This window comes from Isoptericola sp. Y541 (genome assembly GCF_059445465.1).
In genome coordinates, this window is the sequence record NZ_JCAIUJ010000003.1 from 106,944 (window position 1) to 121,575 (window position 14,632).

Consider the following 14,632-nt stretch of genomic DNA (forward strand, 5'->3'; position numbering starts at 1 on the left):
GCGGGTCAGCCGTCCTGCGCCTGCAGCCCGGCGGACGCGGTGTCCAGGAGCTCGGTCCAGGAGTCCTCGAACTTGCGCACGCCGTCCGTCTCGAGGTGGTCGGTGACCTCCGAGAGGGAGATCCCGAACGACTCGATGGTGTCGATCGTGCGGCGCGCGGCGGTCGCGGTGCCGCGGACCGTGTCCCCGGTGACGACGCCGTGGTCGGCGAACGCCTGGAGCGTGGGCTCGGGCATGGTGTTCACGACGCCGTCCGTGACCAGCTCGGAGACGTACAGCGTGTCGGGGTACTCGGGGTTCTTCACGCCGGTCGAGGCCCACAGCGGACGCTGCGGGTGGGCGCCGGACGCCGCGAGCGAGCGCCACTCGTTCGTGGCGAGGAACTGCTCGTACGCCTCGAAGGCGAGCCGCGCGTTGGCGATCGCGGCCTGACCGCGCAGGTCGAGCGCCTCGGGTGTGCCGACCTTCTCCAGCGCCGCGTCGACCGAGCCGTCCACGCGGGAGACGAAGAAGGAGGCGACCGACCCGATCGGCCCGAGGTCGATACCGTCGGCGCGGGCCTGCTCGAGGCCGATCGCGAACGCCTGGAGCACGGACCGGTACCGCTCGAGCGAGAAGATCAGGGTCACGTTGACGCTGATGCCCTGGGCGAGGGTGCGCGAGATCGCGTCGAGCCCGGGCACCGTCGCGGGGATCTTGATGAAGATGTTGGGCCGGTCCACGGTGCGCCACAGCCGCTCCGCGACGACCACCGTCTTGTCGGCGTCGTAGGCCAGGCGCGGGTCCACCTCGATGGACACGCGGCCGTCGACGCCGTCGGTCGCGTCGTAGACCGGCCGCAAGAGGTCGGCCGCGGCCCGCACGTCGTCGGTGGTGATGGTCTCCACCGCGGACTCGACGTCCGTGCCGGCGAGCTCGGTCAGCTGTTCGTCGTAGGCGTCGCCGGCCGACATGGCCTTGGCGAAGATGGTCGGGTTCGTCGTGACGCCGACCACGCCGCGTTCCGCGACGAGCGCGGCCAGGCTGCCGCTGCGCAGGCGCTCGCGCGACAGATCGTCGAGCCAGATGGACACCCCGGCTCCGGTCAGGTCGGTGATGGGTGCGGGGACGGTGCTCTGCGTCATCGGACGTCCTTCCAAGTCGGAGGCCCCTCGCCGGTGATGTCTCGAGGGGGCCGGGTGAGGCGCCGGTGGCCGACGCCCCACCCTGGGAATCTACGAGCGGTCAGGCGGCGTCGCCAGTGCCGCGCACCGCGGCGATCGACTCGCGCGCGGCGGCCGCGACGGCCTCCGACGTGATGCCGAACTCGCGGAACAGGGTCTGGGAGTCCGCCGACGCGCCGTAGTGCTCGAGCGAGACGCTGCGGCCGGCGTCGCCGACGACGTCACGCCAGCCCTGGGCGATGCCCGCCTCGACGGACACGCGCGCCTTGACCGCCGCCGGCAGCACCGACTCGCGGTACGCCGCGTCCTGCTTGTCGAACCACTCGCGGCTCGGCATCGACACGACGCGCGCGGTCACGCCCTCGGCGGCGAGCAGCTCGCGCGCCTGCACCGCGAGCTGCACCTCGGAGCCGGTGCCCACGAGGATCACGTCGGGCTCGCCGTTCTCGGCGTCCAGGAGCGTGTACGCACCTCTGAGCGTGCCCTCGGCGCCGGCGAACCCGGCGTCGCCGCGGGGGAACGTCGGCACGTTCTGACGGGTCAGGACGATGCCGGCCGGGTTGGCGGTGTTCTCGAGGATGCCGCGCCAGGCCCAGGCGGTCTCGTTGGCGTCCGCGGGGCGCACGACGTCGAGGCCAGGGATGGCGCGCAGCGCCGCGAGGTGCTCGACCGGCTGGTGCGTGGGGCCGTCCTCGCCGAGGCCGATCGAGTCGTGCGTCCACACGAACGTCGTCGGGATCTCCATGAGCGCGGCCAGACGGACGGAGGCGCGCATGTAGTCGGCGAACTGCAGGAACGTGCCGCCGTAGGGGCGGGTCAGGCCGTGCAGCACGATGCCGTTGAGGATCGCGCCCATACCGTGCTCGCGGATGCCGAAGTGCAGCGTGCGGCCGTACTCGTGGCCGGGGAACTTCTTGGTCGCGTGCTCGACGGGGATGAACGACGGCTCGCCGTCCATCGTCGTGTTGTTCGAGCCCGCGAGGTCGGCGGAGCCGCCCCACAGCTCGGGCAGCACGTCCTTGAGCGCGGTGAGGACCTTGCCTGAGGCGGCGCGCGTCGCGACGCCCTTCTCGGAGGCTTCGAAGACCGGCAGCTCGTCGGTCCAGCCCTCGGGCAGGTCGTGCTCCACGAGGCGGTCGAGGAGGGCCGCGCCCTGCGGCGTCGCCGTGCGCCAGGCGGCGTACGACCGGTCCCACGCGGCGCGCTGCTCGGACTGGTGGTCCGCCACGGCGCGCGTGTACGCCAGCACCTCGTCGTCGACGGCGAAGGAGGCTGCCGGGTCGAGGCCGAGCGCCGTCTTGAGGCCCGCGACCTCGTCCGCGCCCATGGCCGAGCCGTGGATGCCACCGGTGTTCTGCTTGGTGGGCGACGGCCAGCCGATGATGGTGCGCAGCGCGATGAACGACGGCCGGTCGGTCTCGGCCTTGGCCGCGTCCAGGGCGGCGGCGAGGGCATCGACGTCCTCCGCGTAGCCCGTGCCGCCCTGCGTCCAGTCGACCTGCTGGGTGTGCCAGCCGTAGGCCGCGTAGCGGGCCACGGTGTCCTCGGTGAACGAGATGTCGGTGTCGTCCTCGATCGAGATCTTGTTCTGGTCCCAGATCACGACGAGGTTGCCGAGCTTCTGCGTGCCCGCGAGGGACGACGCCTCGGAGGTCACGCCCTCCTGCAGGTCGCCGTCGGACGCGATGACGTAGACGTGGTGGTCGAAGGGCGACTCGCCGAGCGCGGCGTCCGGGTCGAGCAGACCCCGCTCGCGGCGGGAGGCGATGGCCATGCCGACCCCCGAGGCGAGGCCCTGGCCGAGCGGGCCGGTGGTCATCTCGACGCCGCGGGTGTGGCGGTACTCGGGGTGGCCGGGGGTCTGGGAGCCCCACGTGCGCAGCGCCTCGAGGTCGGCCAGCTCCATGCCGTAACCGGCGAGGAAGAGCTGCAGGTACAGCGTGAGCGAGGAGTGCCCCGCGGAGAGGACGAACCGGTCACGACCCACCCAGTGCGGGTCCGCCGGGTCGTGCCGCATCGTCTTCTGGAAGAGCAGGTACGCGGCGGGGGCCAGGGAGATCGCGGTGCCCGGGTGGCCGTTGCCGACCTTCTCCACGGCGTCGGCCGCCAGCGCCTTGATGGTCTTCACCGCACGGTCGTCGAGTTCATTCCACTCGAGCGGGGCGACGACGGGGTCGAACGCGTTCACAGATGTGCCTCTTTCCTGCCTGGAGCGAGCCCCGGGTGATTGCTGCTGCTCTGCCGGTACGGGGCGCCGGCGCGTCGTACGCCACTGGGGACTACTCCGCGCGCCGGCGCACGTGGCGGGCCACGTGGTCGTGCGCGCGTGTCGACGCTACGGCGGGGCATGGTGGCGAAGGCTGCCCCGGACAGGCCGTGTGGACATGTCGCGAAGAGGTCTTCACCGTTGTGCAGCACCACCCTAGCGCCGTGCATTCCCGCGGCGCCTGTCCCGGGGTCGTTCGTCCCACCTGGTGAGCGGACGTCGACCGGAGCGCAGGCGGGCATTTCTCACAACCGCGCCACGTCGCCCCGGGCCACCACGCGGAGCACCTCGGCGTACGATGAGGCGGCGGCGGTCCCACGTCGCACTAGCTCCCCGGACCCCAGCCGAGACCCCCCGGACCCCAGCCGAGAACGGACAAGCACGCGCGTGAGCAGCACCACGAGCACCACGACGTCCCACCCGTCGACGCCGACCCGAGCGGCAGTGCGGGCCCGGCGGGAGCGTGCCGACGCCGAACGGTCCGACCAGTCCGACCAGTCCGGCGTGCCGGCCGAGGACCAGGACGCGGGGCCGCGCAAGGGCTGGCGCGACGTGCTGGGTGCGTACGTCGCGCTCACCAAGCCGCGGATCATCGAGCTTCTGCTCGTCACGACGCTGCCCACGATGATCCTCGCCCAGGGCGGCCTGCCCGACCTGTGGCTCGTGCTCCTCACCCTCGTCGGCGGCACCCTGGCGGCCGCCTCGGCCAACGTCTTCAACTGCTACCTCGACCGCGACATCGACAAGGTCATGAATCGCACCAAGCGGCGGCCGCTCGCGACCGGAGAGATCGCACCCCCCTCCGCGCTCGTCTTCGCCACCGCGCTCGGCGTCGTCTCGCTCGTGTGGTTCGCGCTGCTGGTCAACGTCGCGTCCGCGTGGCTGACGTTCGGGGCGATCGCCGTCTACGTCGTCGGCTACACCATGATCCTCAAGCGGCGCACCCCGCAGAACATCGTCTGGGGCGGCATCGCGGGCTGCATGCCCGTCTTCATCGGCTGGGCCGCGGTGACCGGGTCGCTCAGCTGGTCTGCACTCGCGCTGTTCGGCGTCATCTTCTTCTGGACGCCCCCGCACTACTGGCCGCTGTCGGTGAAGTTCAAGAAGGACTACGCGAACGCGGGCGTACCGATGCTCCCCGTCGTCGCCAGCGACCGCCGGGTCGCGATCGAGATGGTCGCGCACACGGTCGCGATGATCGCCTGCTCGCTCGTGCTCGTCCCGCTGGCGGGGATGACATGGGCCTACACCGTGGTGGCTGTCGCCGCCGGCGCGTGGTTCCTGTGGCTCGTGGTCGCGATGCTGCGCCGCGCCGACCACCCCGAGCGCGGCAAGCTCGGCGCGATGAAGGTCTTCCACGGCTCGATCACCTACCTCACGGTGCTGTTCATCGCGGTGGCGGTCGACGTCTTCCTGCCGTTCTGACGATCGCGTCCGACGATCCGAGAAGTCGCCGTCGCGCGGCATGATGGGCCGGTGCCCGACTCGTCGCCCGCCCTGCCCCTGCCGCCCGCGCTGACCAGCGCGCTGCAGGGCTACCTCGCACACCTCGGCGTGGAGCGCGGGCTGTCGACCAACACCGTGGCCGCCTACCGCCGGGACCTCGCGCGGTACGCCCGCCATCTGCACGCGACCGACCGTCGCACCCTCGACGACGTGGGGGAGCGCGACGTCGAGGAGTACGTGCTGGTGCTGCGTCAGGGTACGGACGGCGGGGCGACCCTGTCGCCGTCGTCGACCGCCCGGGCGCTCGCCGCGGTGCGCGGCTGGCACCGGTTCGCGCACGCCGAGGGGGCGACCCGGGCCGACCCGGCCTCCCAGGTGCACGCGCCGAGCGCGCTGCGTCGCCTTCCCCACGCCCTGTCGATCGACGAGGTGGCCCGGCTCCTGGACGCCGCCGGCGCCGGGGACGGAGCCGTCCCGCTGCGCGACCGGGCGCTGCTCGAGCTGCTCTACTCGACCGGCGGCCGCATCAGCGAGGTCGTGGGCCTCGACGTGGACGACGTCGACGGGCTGCTCAGCGTCCCCGGGATCGGCGGGCAGGTCGAAGCGGGCGACGCGCAGGGCGGCGTCGTCCGCCTGCGCGGCAAGGGCGACAAGGAGCGGGTCGTGCCCGTGGGCTCGTACGCGTGCGCGGCACTCGAGGCCTACCTGGTTCGCGCCCGCGCGCCGCTCGCGTCGGCGGGCCGGGGAACCCCGGCGCTGTTCCTCAACACGCGCGGCGCGCGGCTCTCGCGGCAGAGCGCCTGGTCGGTGCTGCAGGCGGCGGCGGGACGCGCGGGGCTCACCCAGCACGTCTCGCCGCACACCCTGCGGCACTCCTTCGCGACGCACCTGCTCGCGGGCGGCGCCGACGTGCGCGTGGTCCAGGAGCTGCTGGGGCACGCGTCGGTGACCACCACGCAGATCTACACGATGGTGACGCCCGAGGCACTGCGCGAGGTGTACGCCGCGGCGCACCCGCGGGCGCTCGGCTGACACGCGCCGCGCCCGGCGTGCCGCCCGGAACCAGGGAGGCCCTGGGGTAGCGTGACGCAGGTGAGCGAGGGACTCGGGAGCGACATCATGACGCAGACGACCACGAGCGACGCCTCACCGGCCGCGGCCTCCGCGGCCAGTCCCACCCCGGGCAGTCCGGCCGGGCAGGTCGAGGAGCCGCGTACCGACGTCGTCGGGCGACCGATGCCCGATTTCCGCGACCCCGTGCCGCTGGCGTCCCACGGACCGGCGCGCATCGTCGCGATGTGTAACCAGAAGGGCGGCGTCGGCAAGACCACCACGACGATCAACCTCGGCGCCGCGCTCGCCGAGTACGGCCGCCGGGTGCTCCTCGTCGACTTCGACCCGCAGGGCGCGGCCTCCGTCGGCGTGGGTGTCAGCCCGCACGACCTCGACCTCAGCGTCTACAACCTGCTCATGGAGCGGGACGTGAGCTTCCAGGACGTGCTCCAGCCCACCAGGATCGAGGGCATGGACGTGCTGCCCGCAAACATCGACCTGTCGGCGGCGGAGGTGCAGCTCGTCGGAGAGGTCGCCCGCGAGTCGGTCCTCGCGCGGGCGTTGCGCCCGGCCCTGGACGACTACGACGTCATCCTCGTGGACTGCCAGCCGTCCCTGGGCCTGCTGACCGTCAACGCGCTCACCGCCGCGCACGGCGTGCTCATCCCGCTGGAGTGCGAGTTCTTCGCGCTGCGCGGCGTCGCCCTCCTCGTGGAGACGATCGAGAAGGTGCGCGACCGGCTCAACCCGGCGCTCGAGGTCGACGGCATCCTGCCCACGATGTACGACTCCCGCACGCTGCACTCGCGCGAGGTGGTCGCCCGCGTGCACGAGGCGTTCGGCGACACCCTGCTGCACACCACCATCGGTCGCACCGTGAAGTTCCCGGACGCGTCCGTGGCCGCGGAGCCCATCACCAACTACGCCCCGGCGCACGCCGGCGCCGCCGCGTACCGGCAGCTCGCGCGCGAGCTCGTCGCCCGTGGTGACGCTGCCTGAGGCTGACGACGTCGCGTCGGAGCCTGACGCCGCGACGTCGGGTGGCCGGCCCGGGTTCGAGGTGCACCTCGACAACTTCACGGGTCCGTTCGACCTGCTCCTGTCGCTGATCGCCAAGCACGAGCTGGACGTCACGGAGGTGGCGCTCGCGGCGGTGACCGACGAGTTCATCGCGCACATCCGCGCGGCGGACGAGGAGGCGCGTGCCGCGACGGCGCGCGGCGAGGAACACCCGTCCTGGGACCTCGGGACGGCGAGCGAGTTCCTCGTCGTGGCGGCCACGCTGCTGGATCTCAAGGCCGCGCGCCTGCTGCCCGGCGTCGTGGAGGACGACGCCGACGACCTGGAGCTGCTCGAGGCCCGCGACCTGCTCTTCGCGCGGCTGCTGCAGTACCGCGCGTACAAGGAGATCTCCGGCGTCCTCGCGGAGCGATTCGAGACCGAGGGCCGCCGGGTGCCGCGGGCGGTGACGCTCGAGCCGGGTCTCGCGGCGCTCCTGCCGGAGCTCGTCTGGACGCTCGACGGCGCACGGCTCGCCACGCTCGCGGCCAAGGCGCTGGAGCCGAAGGCTCCGCCGGTCGTGGGGCTCGACCACCTGCACGCCTCCACGGTGAGCGTGCGGGAGCAGGCCGGCATCCTGGCGCGCCGGCTGCGGCGGGACCACGCGGCGACGTTCCGCGCCCTCGTCGCCGGGGAGGAGCGGCTGGTGGCCGTGGCCCGGTTTCTCGCCCTGCTGGAGCTGTTCCGGTCCGGGCAGGTGGCGTTCGAGCAGGTGACGGCGCTGGGCGAGCTGACGGTGCGGTGGACGGCGGAGGACGGTGGGGACCCCGACGAGGATCCCGCCTTCGCGGCCGGTTTCGAGGAGTTCGACGGCGCGACGGAGGTCGTGGCATGACGGAGGAGGCGGGCGTGCCGGCGGACACGGCGGCGGACACGGCGGCGGACACAGGGACGGACGCGGCCGACGCGGAGGGGGCGCCGCCCCCGGCCGTGGTCGACGTCGACGACCTGCCCGGGGGCCTTTCGGCGGCGCTGGAGGCCGTGCTGATGGTGACCGACTCGCCGGTGACCGTGGAGCGCCTGGCGGCCGGGGTCGCGCGGACGGTGCGGGAGGTTGCCGGCACGCTGCAGGAGCTGGCGGCGGAGTATCGCGGCGAGCTCGGGGGCCGGCCCCGGGGGTTCGAGCTGCGCGAGGGTGCCGACGGCTGGCGCGTCTACTCGGCGCGGGCGCAGGCCGACGTGGTGGGCGCGTTCGTCCTGGAGGGGCAGTCGTCGCGGCTGAGCCAGGCCGCGCTGGAGACGCTCGCCGTGGTCGCCTACCGGCAGCCGGTGACGCGTGGTCAGGTGTCGGCCGTGCGCGGCGTCAACGTGGACGGCGTCGTGCGTACCCTGCTGGCGCGCGGGCTGATCGCGGAGACCGGCCAGGACCCGATGACCGGCGCGGTGCTGTTCGGCACCACGAGCGAGTTCCTGGACCGGATGGGCTGGTCGTCCCTCGACGCGCTGCCGCCGCTCGCTCCCCACCTGCCGGGCGTCGAGGAGGCGGTCGGTCTCGACCCCTCCTCGACGCGGCTCACGCTCGGCGCAGTGGACGAGCCTGGCGACTAGACCGGTGACCGGACCGGCAAGCAGACCGGTGGCACCGGAAGGCGGCGTCAGGCGATGGTGGCGTCGACCGTGACGTCGACGTTGCCGCGCGTGGCGTTCGAGTACGGGCACACCTGGTGCGCGGCCTGGACCAGGGCGTCGGCGGTGGCCTGGTCGACGCCGGTCATCTCGGCGTGCAGCGCGACGGCGAGCCGGAAGCCGCCCTCGTCGGTGGGCAGCACCGAGACCTCCGCCACGACCGCGGAGTCGGCGACGGCCGCCTTCTGCCGCCGTGCGACGAGCTTGAGCGCGGAGTGGAAGCAGGCCGCGTACCCGGCGGCGAACAGCTGCTCGGGGTTCGTGGCGCCACCCGCGCCGCCCATCTCCTTGGGGACGGCGAGGTCGACGTCCAGGATCCCGTCGTCGGTGGTGCTGCGGCCGTCGCGCCCCTCGCCGGTGGCGGTGGCGACGGCGGTGTAGATCGCGCTCATGGGTGCTCCTCAGGTAGAGTTACTAGTTCGTCTACTAAACCATGTCGTGACGGCTGCCGCAAGCAGCCGGTACTCCGGCCGACGATGCGGCCGACGATGCGGCCGATGATGCGGCCGATGATGCGGCCGATGATGCGGCCAGCGACGTGGCCGATGACCGTGAGCGATGGCCGTGAGCGATGACCGTGAGAGGTTGGACCGATGGGAACCAGGGCAGCAACACCGGCCACACCCGTGCCTGCGCCCGCGCCACGCGGGGACGTGCGCGGTCGGATCCTCGACGCGGGGGGCGCGCTCTTCTACACCGACGGGATCCGCGCGGTGAGCGCGGACAAGGTGATCGCCGCGGCGGGCGTGTCCAAGGTCACGTTCTATCGCCACTTCCCGACCAAGGACGACCTGGTCGTGGCCTACCTGGACGCGAGTGCCGCCCAGGAGCAGGACCAGCTCGAGCGGCTCCGGCAGGAGCACGCCGGCGACCCGGACGGCACGCTCGCGGCGCTCGCCGAGACCCTCGGTGGCGTGGCGCGGAGCGACCGGTTCCGCGGCTGCGCGTTCGTCAACGCCGGGGCGGAGTTCGCCGACCCGGACCACCCCGTGCGCAGGGCGGTCGCGCGCCATCGCGCCTGGTACGAGGGCTTCTTCGCCGACGTCGCGCGCGCCGCGGGGGCGCGCGACCCGCAGGCCGCGGCCGCCGAGCTGATGATGCTGCGCGACGGGGCGATGGTGTGCGGGGACGTCGGCGACGCGGCCGCGGTGGGCCCGCGCCTCGCGTCGGCCTTCGCCGCCGTCCTGGCCGCCCACCGGGCGCCCGCCGCCCGCCGCTGACCGCGCGGAATGGCCCGGGTGGAGTGGCCCGTGCGTCGCGGCCCGGTGCGGCGAGACCGGCCCGACCTGAGAGAATCGGGCACCATGAGCACCGAACGCCGCGGCGGGAGCCGCCGCACCAACCGCCCGCAGGGCCCCACCACCCGCCGCCCGACGCAGTCGCGCGGCAACCAGACGGGCAACCGGTCCGGCCGGACACGCCCCGCCGCCGCACGTCCCGCGGAGCCCGTCCGCGACGTGCACGTGGCCGACGGCGTGCGGCTGCAGAAGGTGCTCGCGCAGGCCGGGCTCGGGTCGCGCCGCAAGTGCGAGGAGCTCATCGCCGAGGGCCACGTCGAGGTGGACGGGGTGCTGGTGACGGAGCTCGGCGTGCGCGTCGACCCGGCCAAGGCCGTCGTGCACGTCGACGGGCTGCGCATCCAGCTCGACACCACGAAGGTGACGCTCGCGCTCAACAAGCCGCTCGGCGTCGTGTCGACGATGAGCGACCCCGAGGGTCGCGCCACGCTGGCGGACCTGGTCAAGGACCGGCCCGAGCGCCTGTTCCACGTGGGCCGCCTCGACGCCGACAGCGAGGGCCTGCTGCTCCTCACCAACGACGGGGAGCTCGCCAACCGCCTCGCGCACCCGAGCCACGAGATCCGCAAGACGTACCTGGTGACGGTCGAGGGCGGCGAGTTCTACCCCCGCCACGCGAAGCAGCTGCTCGACGGCGTGGAGCTCGAGGACGGGCTCGCCCGCGTGGACAAGGTGCGCGTGGTCGACTCGGTGCCCGGCTCCACGATGCTCGAGGTGGTGCTGCACGAGGGCCGCAACCGCATCGTGCGCCGCATGTTCGACGCCGTCGGCTTCCCCGTCGCGCGCCTGGTGCGCACCCGCATCGGGCCGATCGCCCTGGGCGACCTGCGGGTCGGGCGCACGCGGGTGCTCGGCCGTATCGAGCTCGGCACGCTCATGCGGGCCGTCGACATGTGATCCGACGGCGGGCCTTGCCGTCCGCCGTCCCGCCCCCGTCCTCCGCAAGCGCTGCGCGGCCCGGCCGTGCGACAACAGAAGGTGAGCTCTCACGTGGTCGTCATCGCCGTCGACGGTCCCTCCGGGTCCGGCAAGTCCAGCGTCTCGAAGGCGGTGGCCGCCCGGCTCGGGCTCGCCTACCTCGACACGGGCGCGATGTACCGGGCGGCGACGCTGTGGTGCGTCGAGGGGGGCACGGACCTCGCGGACCAGGCCGCCGTCGCCGACGCCGTGCGCGCGATGCCGCTCGAGATGGGCGTGGACCCGGGCGAGCCCACGGTGCGCCTGGACGGCCGCGACGTGGCTGAGGCCATCCGCACCACCGAGGTGTCGACGGCGGTCTCGCAGATCGCGACCAACCTGGACGTGCGCGCGGAGCTGCGCCGCCGCCAGCGCCATATCATCGAGGTGGAGAACGTCCCGGGCGGCTTCTCGGGCGGCCACGGCATCGTGGCCGAGGGCCGCGACATCACCACCGTGGTCGCGCCCGACGCCGACGCCCGCGTGCTGCTCACCGCGAGCGAGGAGGCGCGCCTGCGCCGCCGTTCGCTCGAGGTGCACGGCGCGGCGGACGACTCCGCGGTCGAGGCGACCCGCGACCAGGTGCTGCGCCGCGACCGCGACGACTCCACCGTGAGCGAGTTCCGGGTGGCCGCCGACGGCGTCGCCACCGTGGACTCGTCCGACCTCGATTTCGACCAGACGGTCGACGCCGTGCTCGCGGTCGTCGCCCAGGTCACGGCCTGACGAGACCCCGCGCCGGACGGCGGGACCCCCGCCGCGCACCGCGTGACGGGGGTCTCGTTCGTGACACCTGCCCAGGCCTGGGAGAATGGACTCCATGACCCCTCCCGCCGACGGCTCCGTGCCCGCTGCCGAGCCCACCGACGACCCCATCGCAGGCGCCGGCCCCGAGCTCGATGACGCGCCCACCGACGAGCCGACCCGCGACGCCGTGGCCGAGGTCCTCGAGGACGACGGCGACGACGAGGCGCGCGAGCGCGCCCTGCGCGTCGGCCTGGAGGAGTTCGAGCTCGACGAGGCCGACCGTGCGCTCCTCGACGCGGACTGGGACTCCGACGGCTTCGGGCCGGGCGAGATTCCGCTGCCCGTGCTGGCCGTCGTCGGCCGCCCTAACGTCGGCAAGTCGACCCTGGTCAACCGCATCCTCGGGCGCCGCGCGGCCGTCGTCGAGGACACCCCGGGTGTCACCCGCGACCGCGTCAGCTACCCCGGTGAGTGGGCTGGGCGGGAGTTCACCCTCGTGGACACCGGCGGCTGGGAAGTCGACGTCGCCGGGATCGAGTCCAAGGTCGCGGAGCAGGCCGAGGTGGCCGTCGAGCTGGCCGACGCCGTGCTCTTCGTCGTCGACGCGACAGTGGGCGCCACCTCGACCGACGAGCGCGTGGTCGAGCTGCTGCGCCGCTCGGGCAAGCCCGTGATCCTGTGCGCCAACAAGGTGGACGGCCCGTCGGGCGAGGCCGACGCCGCCTACCTCTGGGCCCTGGGCCTGGGGGAGCCGCACCCGGTCTCCGCGCTGCACGGGCGCGGCACGGGCGACCTGCTCGACGCCGCCATGAAGCTGCTGCCCGAGGTCTCCGAGCACGGCGAGCTGCGCCCGGCCGGCCCGCGCCGCGTCGCGCTCGTCGGGCGCCCGAACGTCGGCAAGTCGTCGCTGCTGAACAAGATCGCCGGCTCCGAACGCGTCGTCGTCGACGAGGTGGCGGGTACCACGCGCGACCCGGTCGACGAGCTCGTCGAGATCAAGGGCGTGCCCTACTGGTTCGTCGACACGGCAGGCATCCGCCGACGCGTGCACCAGACCCGCGGCGCTGACTTCTATGCCTCCCTGCGCACGCAGGCGGCGATCCAGAAGGCCGAGGTGGCCGTGGTGCTGGTCGACGCCTCGCAGCCGATGACGGAGCAGGACACGCGCGTCATCTCGCAGGCCGTCGACGCCGGGCGCGCGCTCGTCATCGCCTACAACAAGTGGGACCTCATGGACGACGACCGTCGTCCGTACCTCGAGCGCGAGATCGAGAAGGACCTGGTGCAGGTGCAGTGGGCGCCGCGGGTCAACGTCTCGGCGCGCACGGGGTGGCACACCGACAAGCTGGAGCGGGCCCTCGAGGCGTCGCTCGCATCATGGGACACCCGCATCCCGACCGGACGGCTCAACGCGTTCCTCGGCGAGCTCGTGGCCGCGCACCCGCACCCGCTGCGGGGCGGGAAGCAGCCACGCATCCTGTTCGGCACCCAGGCGGCCACGCGGCCGCCGCGGTTCGTCATCTTCGCCACCGGCTTCCTCGAGGCCGGGTACCGCCGGTTCATCGAGCGCCGCCTGCGCGAGACCTTCGGCTTCGAGGGCACGCCCATCGAGATCAGCGTGCGCGTGCGCGAGAAGCGGCGGCGGTGATCGGGCGGTGCGCACCTCGGTGAGCCGTCGATGAAGCCGGAGCCGCTCGTCAGGAGGGGGCGCCTGCTGCGCCTGGGCGCGGCGCGCGACACCTCGGCCGTGCGGCACCTGGTGACCTTCCTCGTGCTCACCGTGGCGACCGTGCTGGTCACCCGGTTCCTGCTCGCCGCCTCCGGCTACCCGCAGGTGGGCGGCGGGGGGCTGCACGTGGCGCACGTGCTGTGGGGCGGGCTCGGCATGGCGCTCGCGGTCGTGGTCCTGCTGTCGTGGGTGGGCCCGGCGCTGCGCTCGCTGGGCGCGGTGCTCGGCGGGATCGGCTTCGGCCTGTTCGTCGACGAGATCGGCAAGTTCGTCACGTCGGACAACGACTACTTCTACGAGCCGACGGCCGCCCTGATCTACGCCGTGGTGGTCGTGCTCGTGCTGCTCGTGGAGGCGCTGCACGGGCGTCGGGAGCGCCACCCCGCCGAGTACCTGGCCGTCGCCACCGACCGCGCCGTGGCGGGGGTGGCCGGCGGCTTCACGGGCGCAGAGCGCGCGGAGGCCCGCGCCCTCGTGGAGCGCGGGCGCGACGAGCCGTTGGCGGCGGAGGTCTCGGCCCTCGTCGAGGCCGTGCCGCGGGACGACGTCGCGGTGCCTGACCCGGTGCGCGCCCTCGTGCGCAGGGGGTCGGCGTGGTTCGCCGACGCGATGGAGCACCGGTGGGCGGCCACCGTCGTGGCGGTTGTGGTGCTCGGCACGGCCGCGGGGTCGCTGGTGGTGGGGCTGCGGGCGGCGACCGGCGCCCTCGACGTGCCCGGCTGGGTGGGCGTCGGGATCCTCTCCGCGGCGGCCTGCACGGTGGCCTGCGTGGTCACGGGGATCTTCGTCGGGCGCGGCGACCACCGCTCGGGCGCGGTATGGGTGCGGCGCGGGGTCCTCGTCAGCCTGCTCGTCACGCAGCTGCTCGCGTTCCGCGCCGTGCAGTGGGTGGCCGTGTCCGGGCTGGCCGTGGACCTGCTGGTGCTCGCCGCCCTCGAGGTGGCCCTCGGTCGCGACGACGAACGACGGGTCGCCCGCCGTCGTGCCGCTGCGTGAGACGTCTGTCACTCGGGCTTGCAGTGCCGTGGGCTCCGTGGCACGGTCAGCGATGACGAGCGAGAAGCTCGCGTGCTCTGGGGTCGGTGAAAATCCGAGCCGGCGGTGAAAGTCCGCGACCCGGTCACATCCTGTGACCGGTTGACCAGGTGGAACTCCTGGACCGACGGTCAAAGTCCGGATGGGAAGCGCACGCGGCGGGCTCCCCGTCCGGTCCGTTCCCGGTCCCTTGTGGGCCGGCGCCCCCTCGTGGTGGCGTTCGCGGCCCGGCCGGTCGTGAGCACGTCCGACC

General features: G+C 73.5%; 13 protein-coding genes and 1 riboswitch. Of the genes, 10 read left to right on the forward strand and 3 right to left on the reverse strand.

Annotated elements, in window-relative coordinates:
* Positions 1–5: 5 nt before the first annotated feature.
* Positions 6–1,124 carry a transaldolase gene (gene tal / locus AC1C2V_RS08860; protein WP_495389228.1) on the reverse strand — a complete coding sequence of 373 codons (1,119 nt, stop codon included), beginning with the start codon at positions 1,122–1,124 and terminating at the stop codon, positions 6–8.
* Positions 1,125–1,224: 100 nt separating this feature from the next.
* Entirely contained in the window at positions 1,225–3,351 is a 2,127-nt protein-coding gene (gene tkt, locus AC1C2V_RS08865; protein WP_495389229.1) for a transketolase, read from the reverse strand.
* Positions 3,352–3,933: 582 nt separating this feature from the next.
* Between tkt and AC1C2V_RS08870 the strand changes: the two genes are divergently transcribed.
* The 5 genes from AC1C2V_RS08870 (at position 3,934) to scpB (ending at position 8,535) form a co-directional block, all read left to right on the forward strand.
* Positions 3,934–4,854 (forward strand): heme o synthase, encoded by a 921-nt coding sequence (locus tag AC1C2V_RS08870; RefSeq protein WP_495389497.1) that lies wholly within the window; start codon positions 3,934–3,936, stop codon positions 4,852–4,854.
* 51 nt (positions 4,855–4,905) lie between these two features.
* On the forward strand, positions 4,906–5,907 hold the full coding sequence (gene xerD / locus AC1C2V_RS08875; RefSeq protein ID WP_495389230.1) for a site-specific tyrosine recombinase XerD: 1,002 nt from the start codon (positions 4,906–4,908) through the stop codon (positions 5,905–5,907).
* A 204-nt stretch (positions 5,908–6,111) separates the two neighbouring features.
* A complete protein-coding gene (locus tag AC1C2V_RS08880; protein ID WP_495389498.1) occupies positions 6,112–6,927 on the forward strand; it encodes a ParA family protein in 816 nt (271 codons plus the stop codon).
* Positions 6,920–7,822, forward strand: a complete 903-nt coding sequence (locus AC1C2V_RS08885) for a segregation and condensation protein A (RefSeq protein WP_495389499.1) — start codon at positions 6,920–6,922, stop codon at positions 7,820–7,822. The genes AC1C2V_RS08880 and AC1C2V_RS08885 overlap by 8 nt, the downstream gene beginning before the upstream one ends.
* Entirely contained in the window at positions 7,819–8,535 is a 717-nt protein-coding gene (gene scpB / locus AC1C2V_RS08890; protein WP_495389231.1) for an SMC-Scp complex subunit ScpB, read from the forward strand. The genes AC1C2V_RS08885 and scpB overlap by 4 nt, the downstream gene beginning before the upstream one ends.
* A gap of 47 nt (positions 8,536–8,582) precedes the next feature.
* Here the strand turns inward: scpB and AC1C2V_RS08895 are convergent, their stop codons facing one another.
* Positions 8,583–9,005, reverse strand: a complete 423-nt coding sequence (locus tag AC1C2V_RS08895) for an organic hydroperoxide resistance protein (RefSeq protein WP_495389232.1) — start codon at positions 9,003–9,005, stop codon at positions 8,583–8,585.
* A gap of 261 nt (positions 9,006–9,266) precedes the next feature.
* Here AC1C2V_RS08895 and AC1C2V_RS08900 point away from each other — a divergent pair, with 261 nt between their 5' ends.
* From AC1C2V_RS08900 to AC1C2V_RS08920, 5 genes are all read left to right on the forward strand, one after another.
* Positions 9,267–9,833 carry a TetR/AcrR family transcriptional regulator gene (locus AC1C2V_RS08900; protein WP_495389233.1) on the forward strand — a complete coding sequence of 189 codons (567 nt, stop codon included), beginning with the start codon at positions 9,267–9,269 and terminating at the stop codon, positions 9,831–9,833.
* An 84-nt stretch (positions 9,834–9,917) separates the two neighbouring features.
* Positions 9,918–10,808, forward strand: coding sequence for a pseudouridine synthase (locus AC1C2V_RS08905; RefSeq protein ID WP_495389234.1), 891 nt, complete (start codon positions 9,918–9,920; stop codon positions 10,806–10,808).
* An 81-nt stretch (positions 10,809–10,889) separates the two neighbouring features.
* Complete coding sequence (gene cmk / locus AC1C2V_RS08910) at positions 10,890–11,594, forward strand: (d)CMP kinase (RefSeq protein WP_495389235.1); 705 nt, start codon at positions 10,890–10,892, stop codon at positions 11,592–11,594.
* Between the two features lie 94 nt (positions 11,595–11,688).
* Positions 11,689–13,263: a ribosome biogenesis GTPase Der gene (gene der, locus AC1C2V_RS08915; RefSeq protein ID WP_495389236.1), complete on the forward strand. Its 1,575-nt coding sequence runs from the start codon at positions 11,689–11,691 to the stop codon at positions 13,261–13,263.
* 30 nt (positions 13,264–13,293) lie between these two features.
* Positions 13,294–14,340 (forward strand): hypothetical protein, encoded by a 1,047-nt coding sequence (locus tag AC1C2V_RS08920; protein WP_495389237.1) that lies wholly within the window; start codon positions 13,294–13,296, stop codon positions 14,338–14,340.
* A gap of 68 nt (positions 14,341–14,408) precedes the next feature.
* Positions 14,409–14,538: riboswitch (FMN riboswitch) on the forward strand.
* Positions 14,539–14,632 lie beyond the last annotated feature (94 nt).

Coding starts and splice junctions, on each gene's coding strand:
- der (WP_495389236.1), top strand. CDS start 11,689: ATGACCCCTCCCGCCGACGGCTCCGTGCCCGCTGCCGAGCCCACCGAC.
- scpB (WP_495389231.1), top strand. CDS start 7,819: ATGACGGAGGAGGCGGGCGTGCCGGCGGACACGGCGGCGGACACGGCG.
- AC1C2V_RS08880 (WP_495389498.1), top strand. CDS start 6,112: ATGCCCGATTTCCGCGACCCCGTGCCGCTGGCGTCCCACGGACCGGCG.
- tal (WP_495389228.1), bottom strand. CDS start 1,124: ATGACGCAGAGCACCGTCCCCGCACCCATCACCGACCTGACCGGAGCC.
- AC1C2V_RS08905 (WP_495389234.1), top strand. CDS start 9,918: ATGAGCACCGAACGCCGCGGCGGGAGCCGCCGCACCAACCGCCCGCAG.
- AC1C2V_RS08920 (WP_495389237.1), top strand. CDS start 13,294: ATGAAGCCGGAGCCGCTCGTCAGGAGGGGGCGCCTGCTGCGCCTGGGC.
- AC1C2V_RS08895 (WP_495389232.1), bottom strand. CDS start 9,005: ATGAGCGCGATCTACACCGCCGTCGCCACCGCCACCGGCGAGGGGCGC.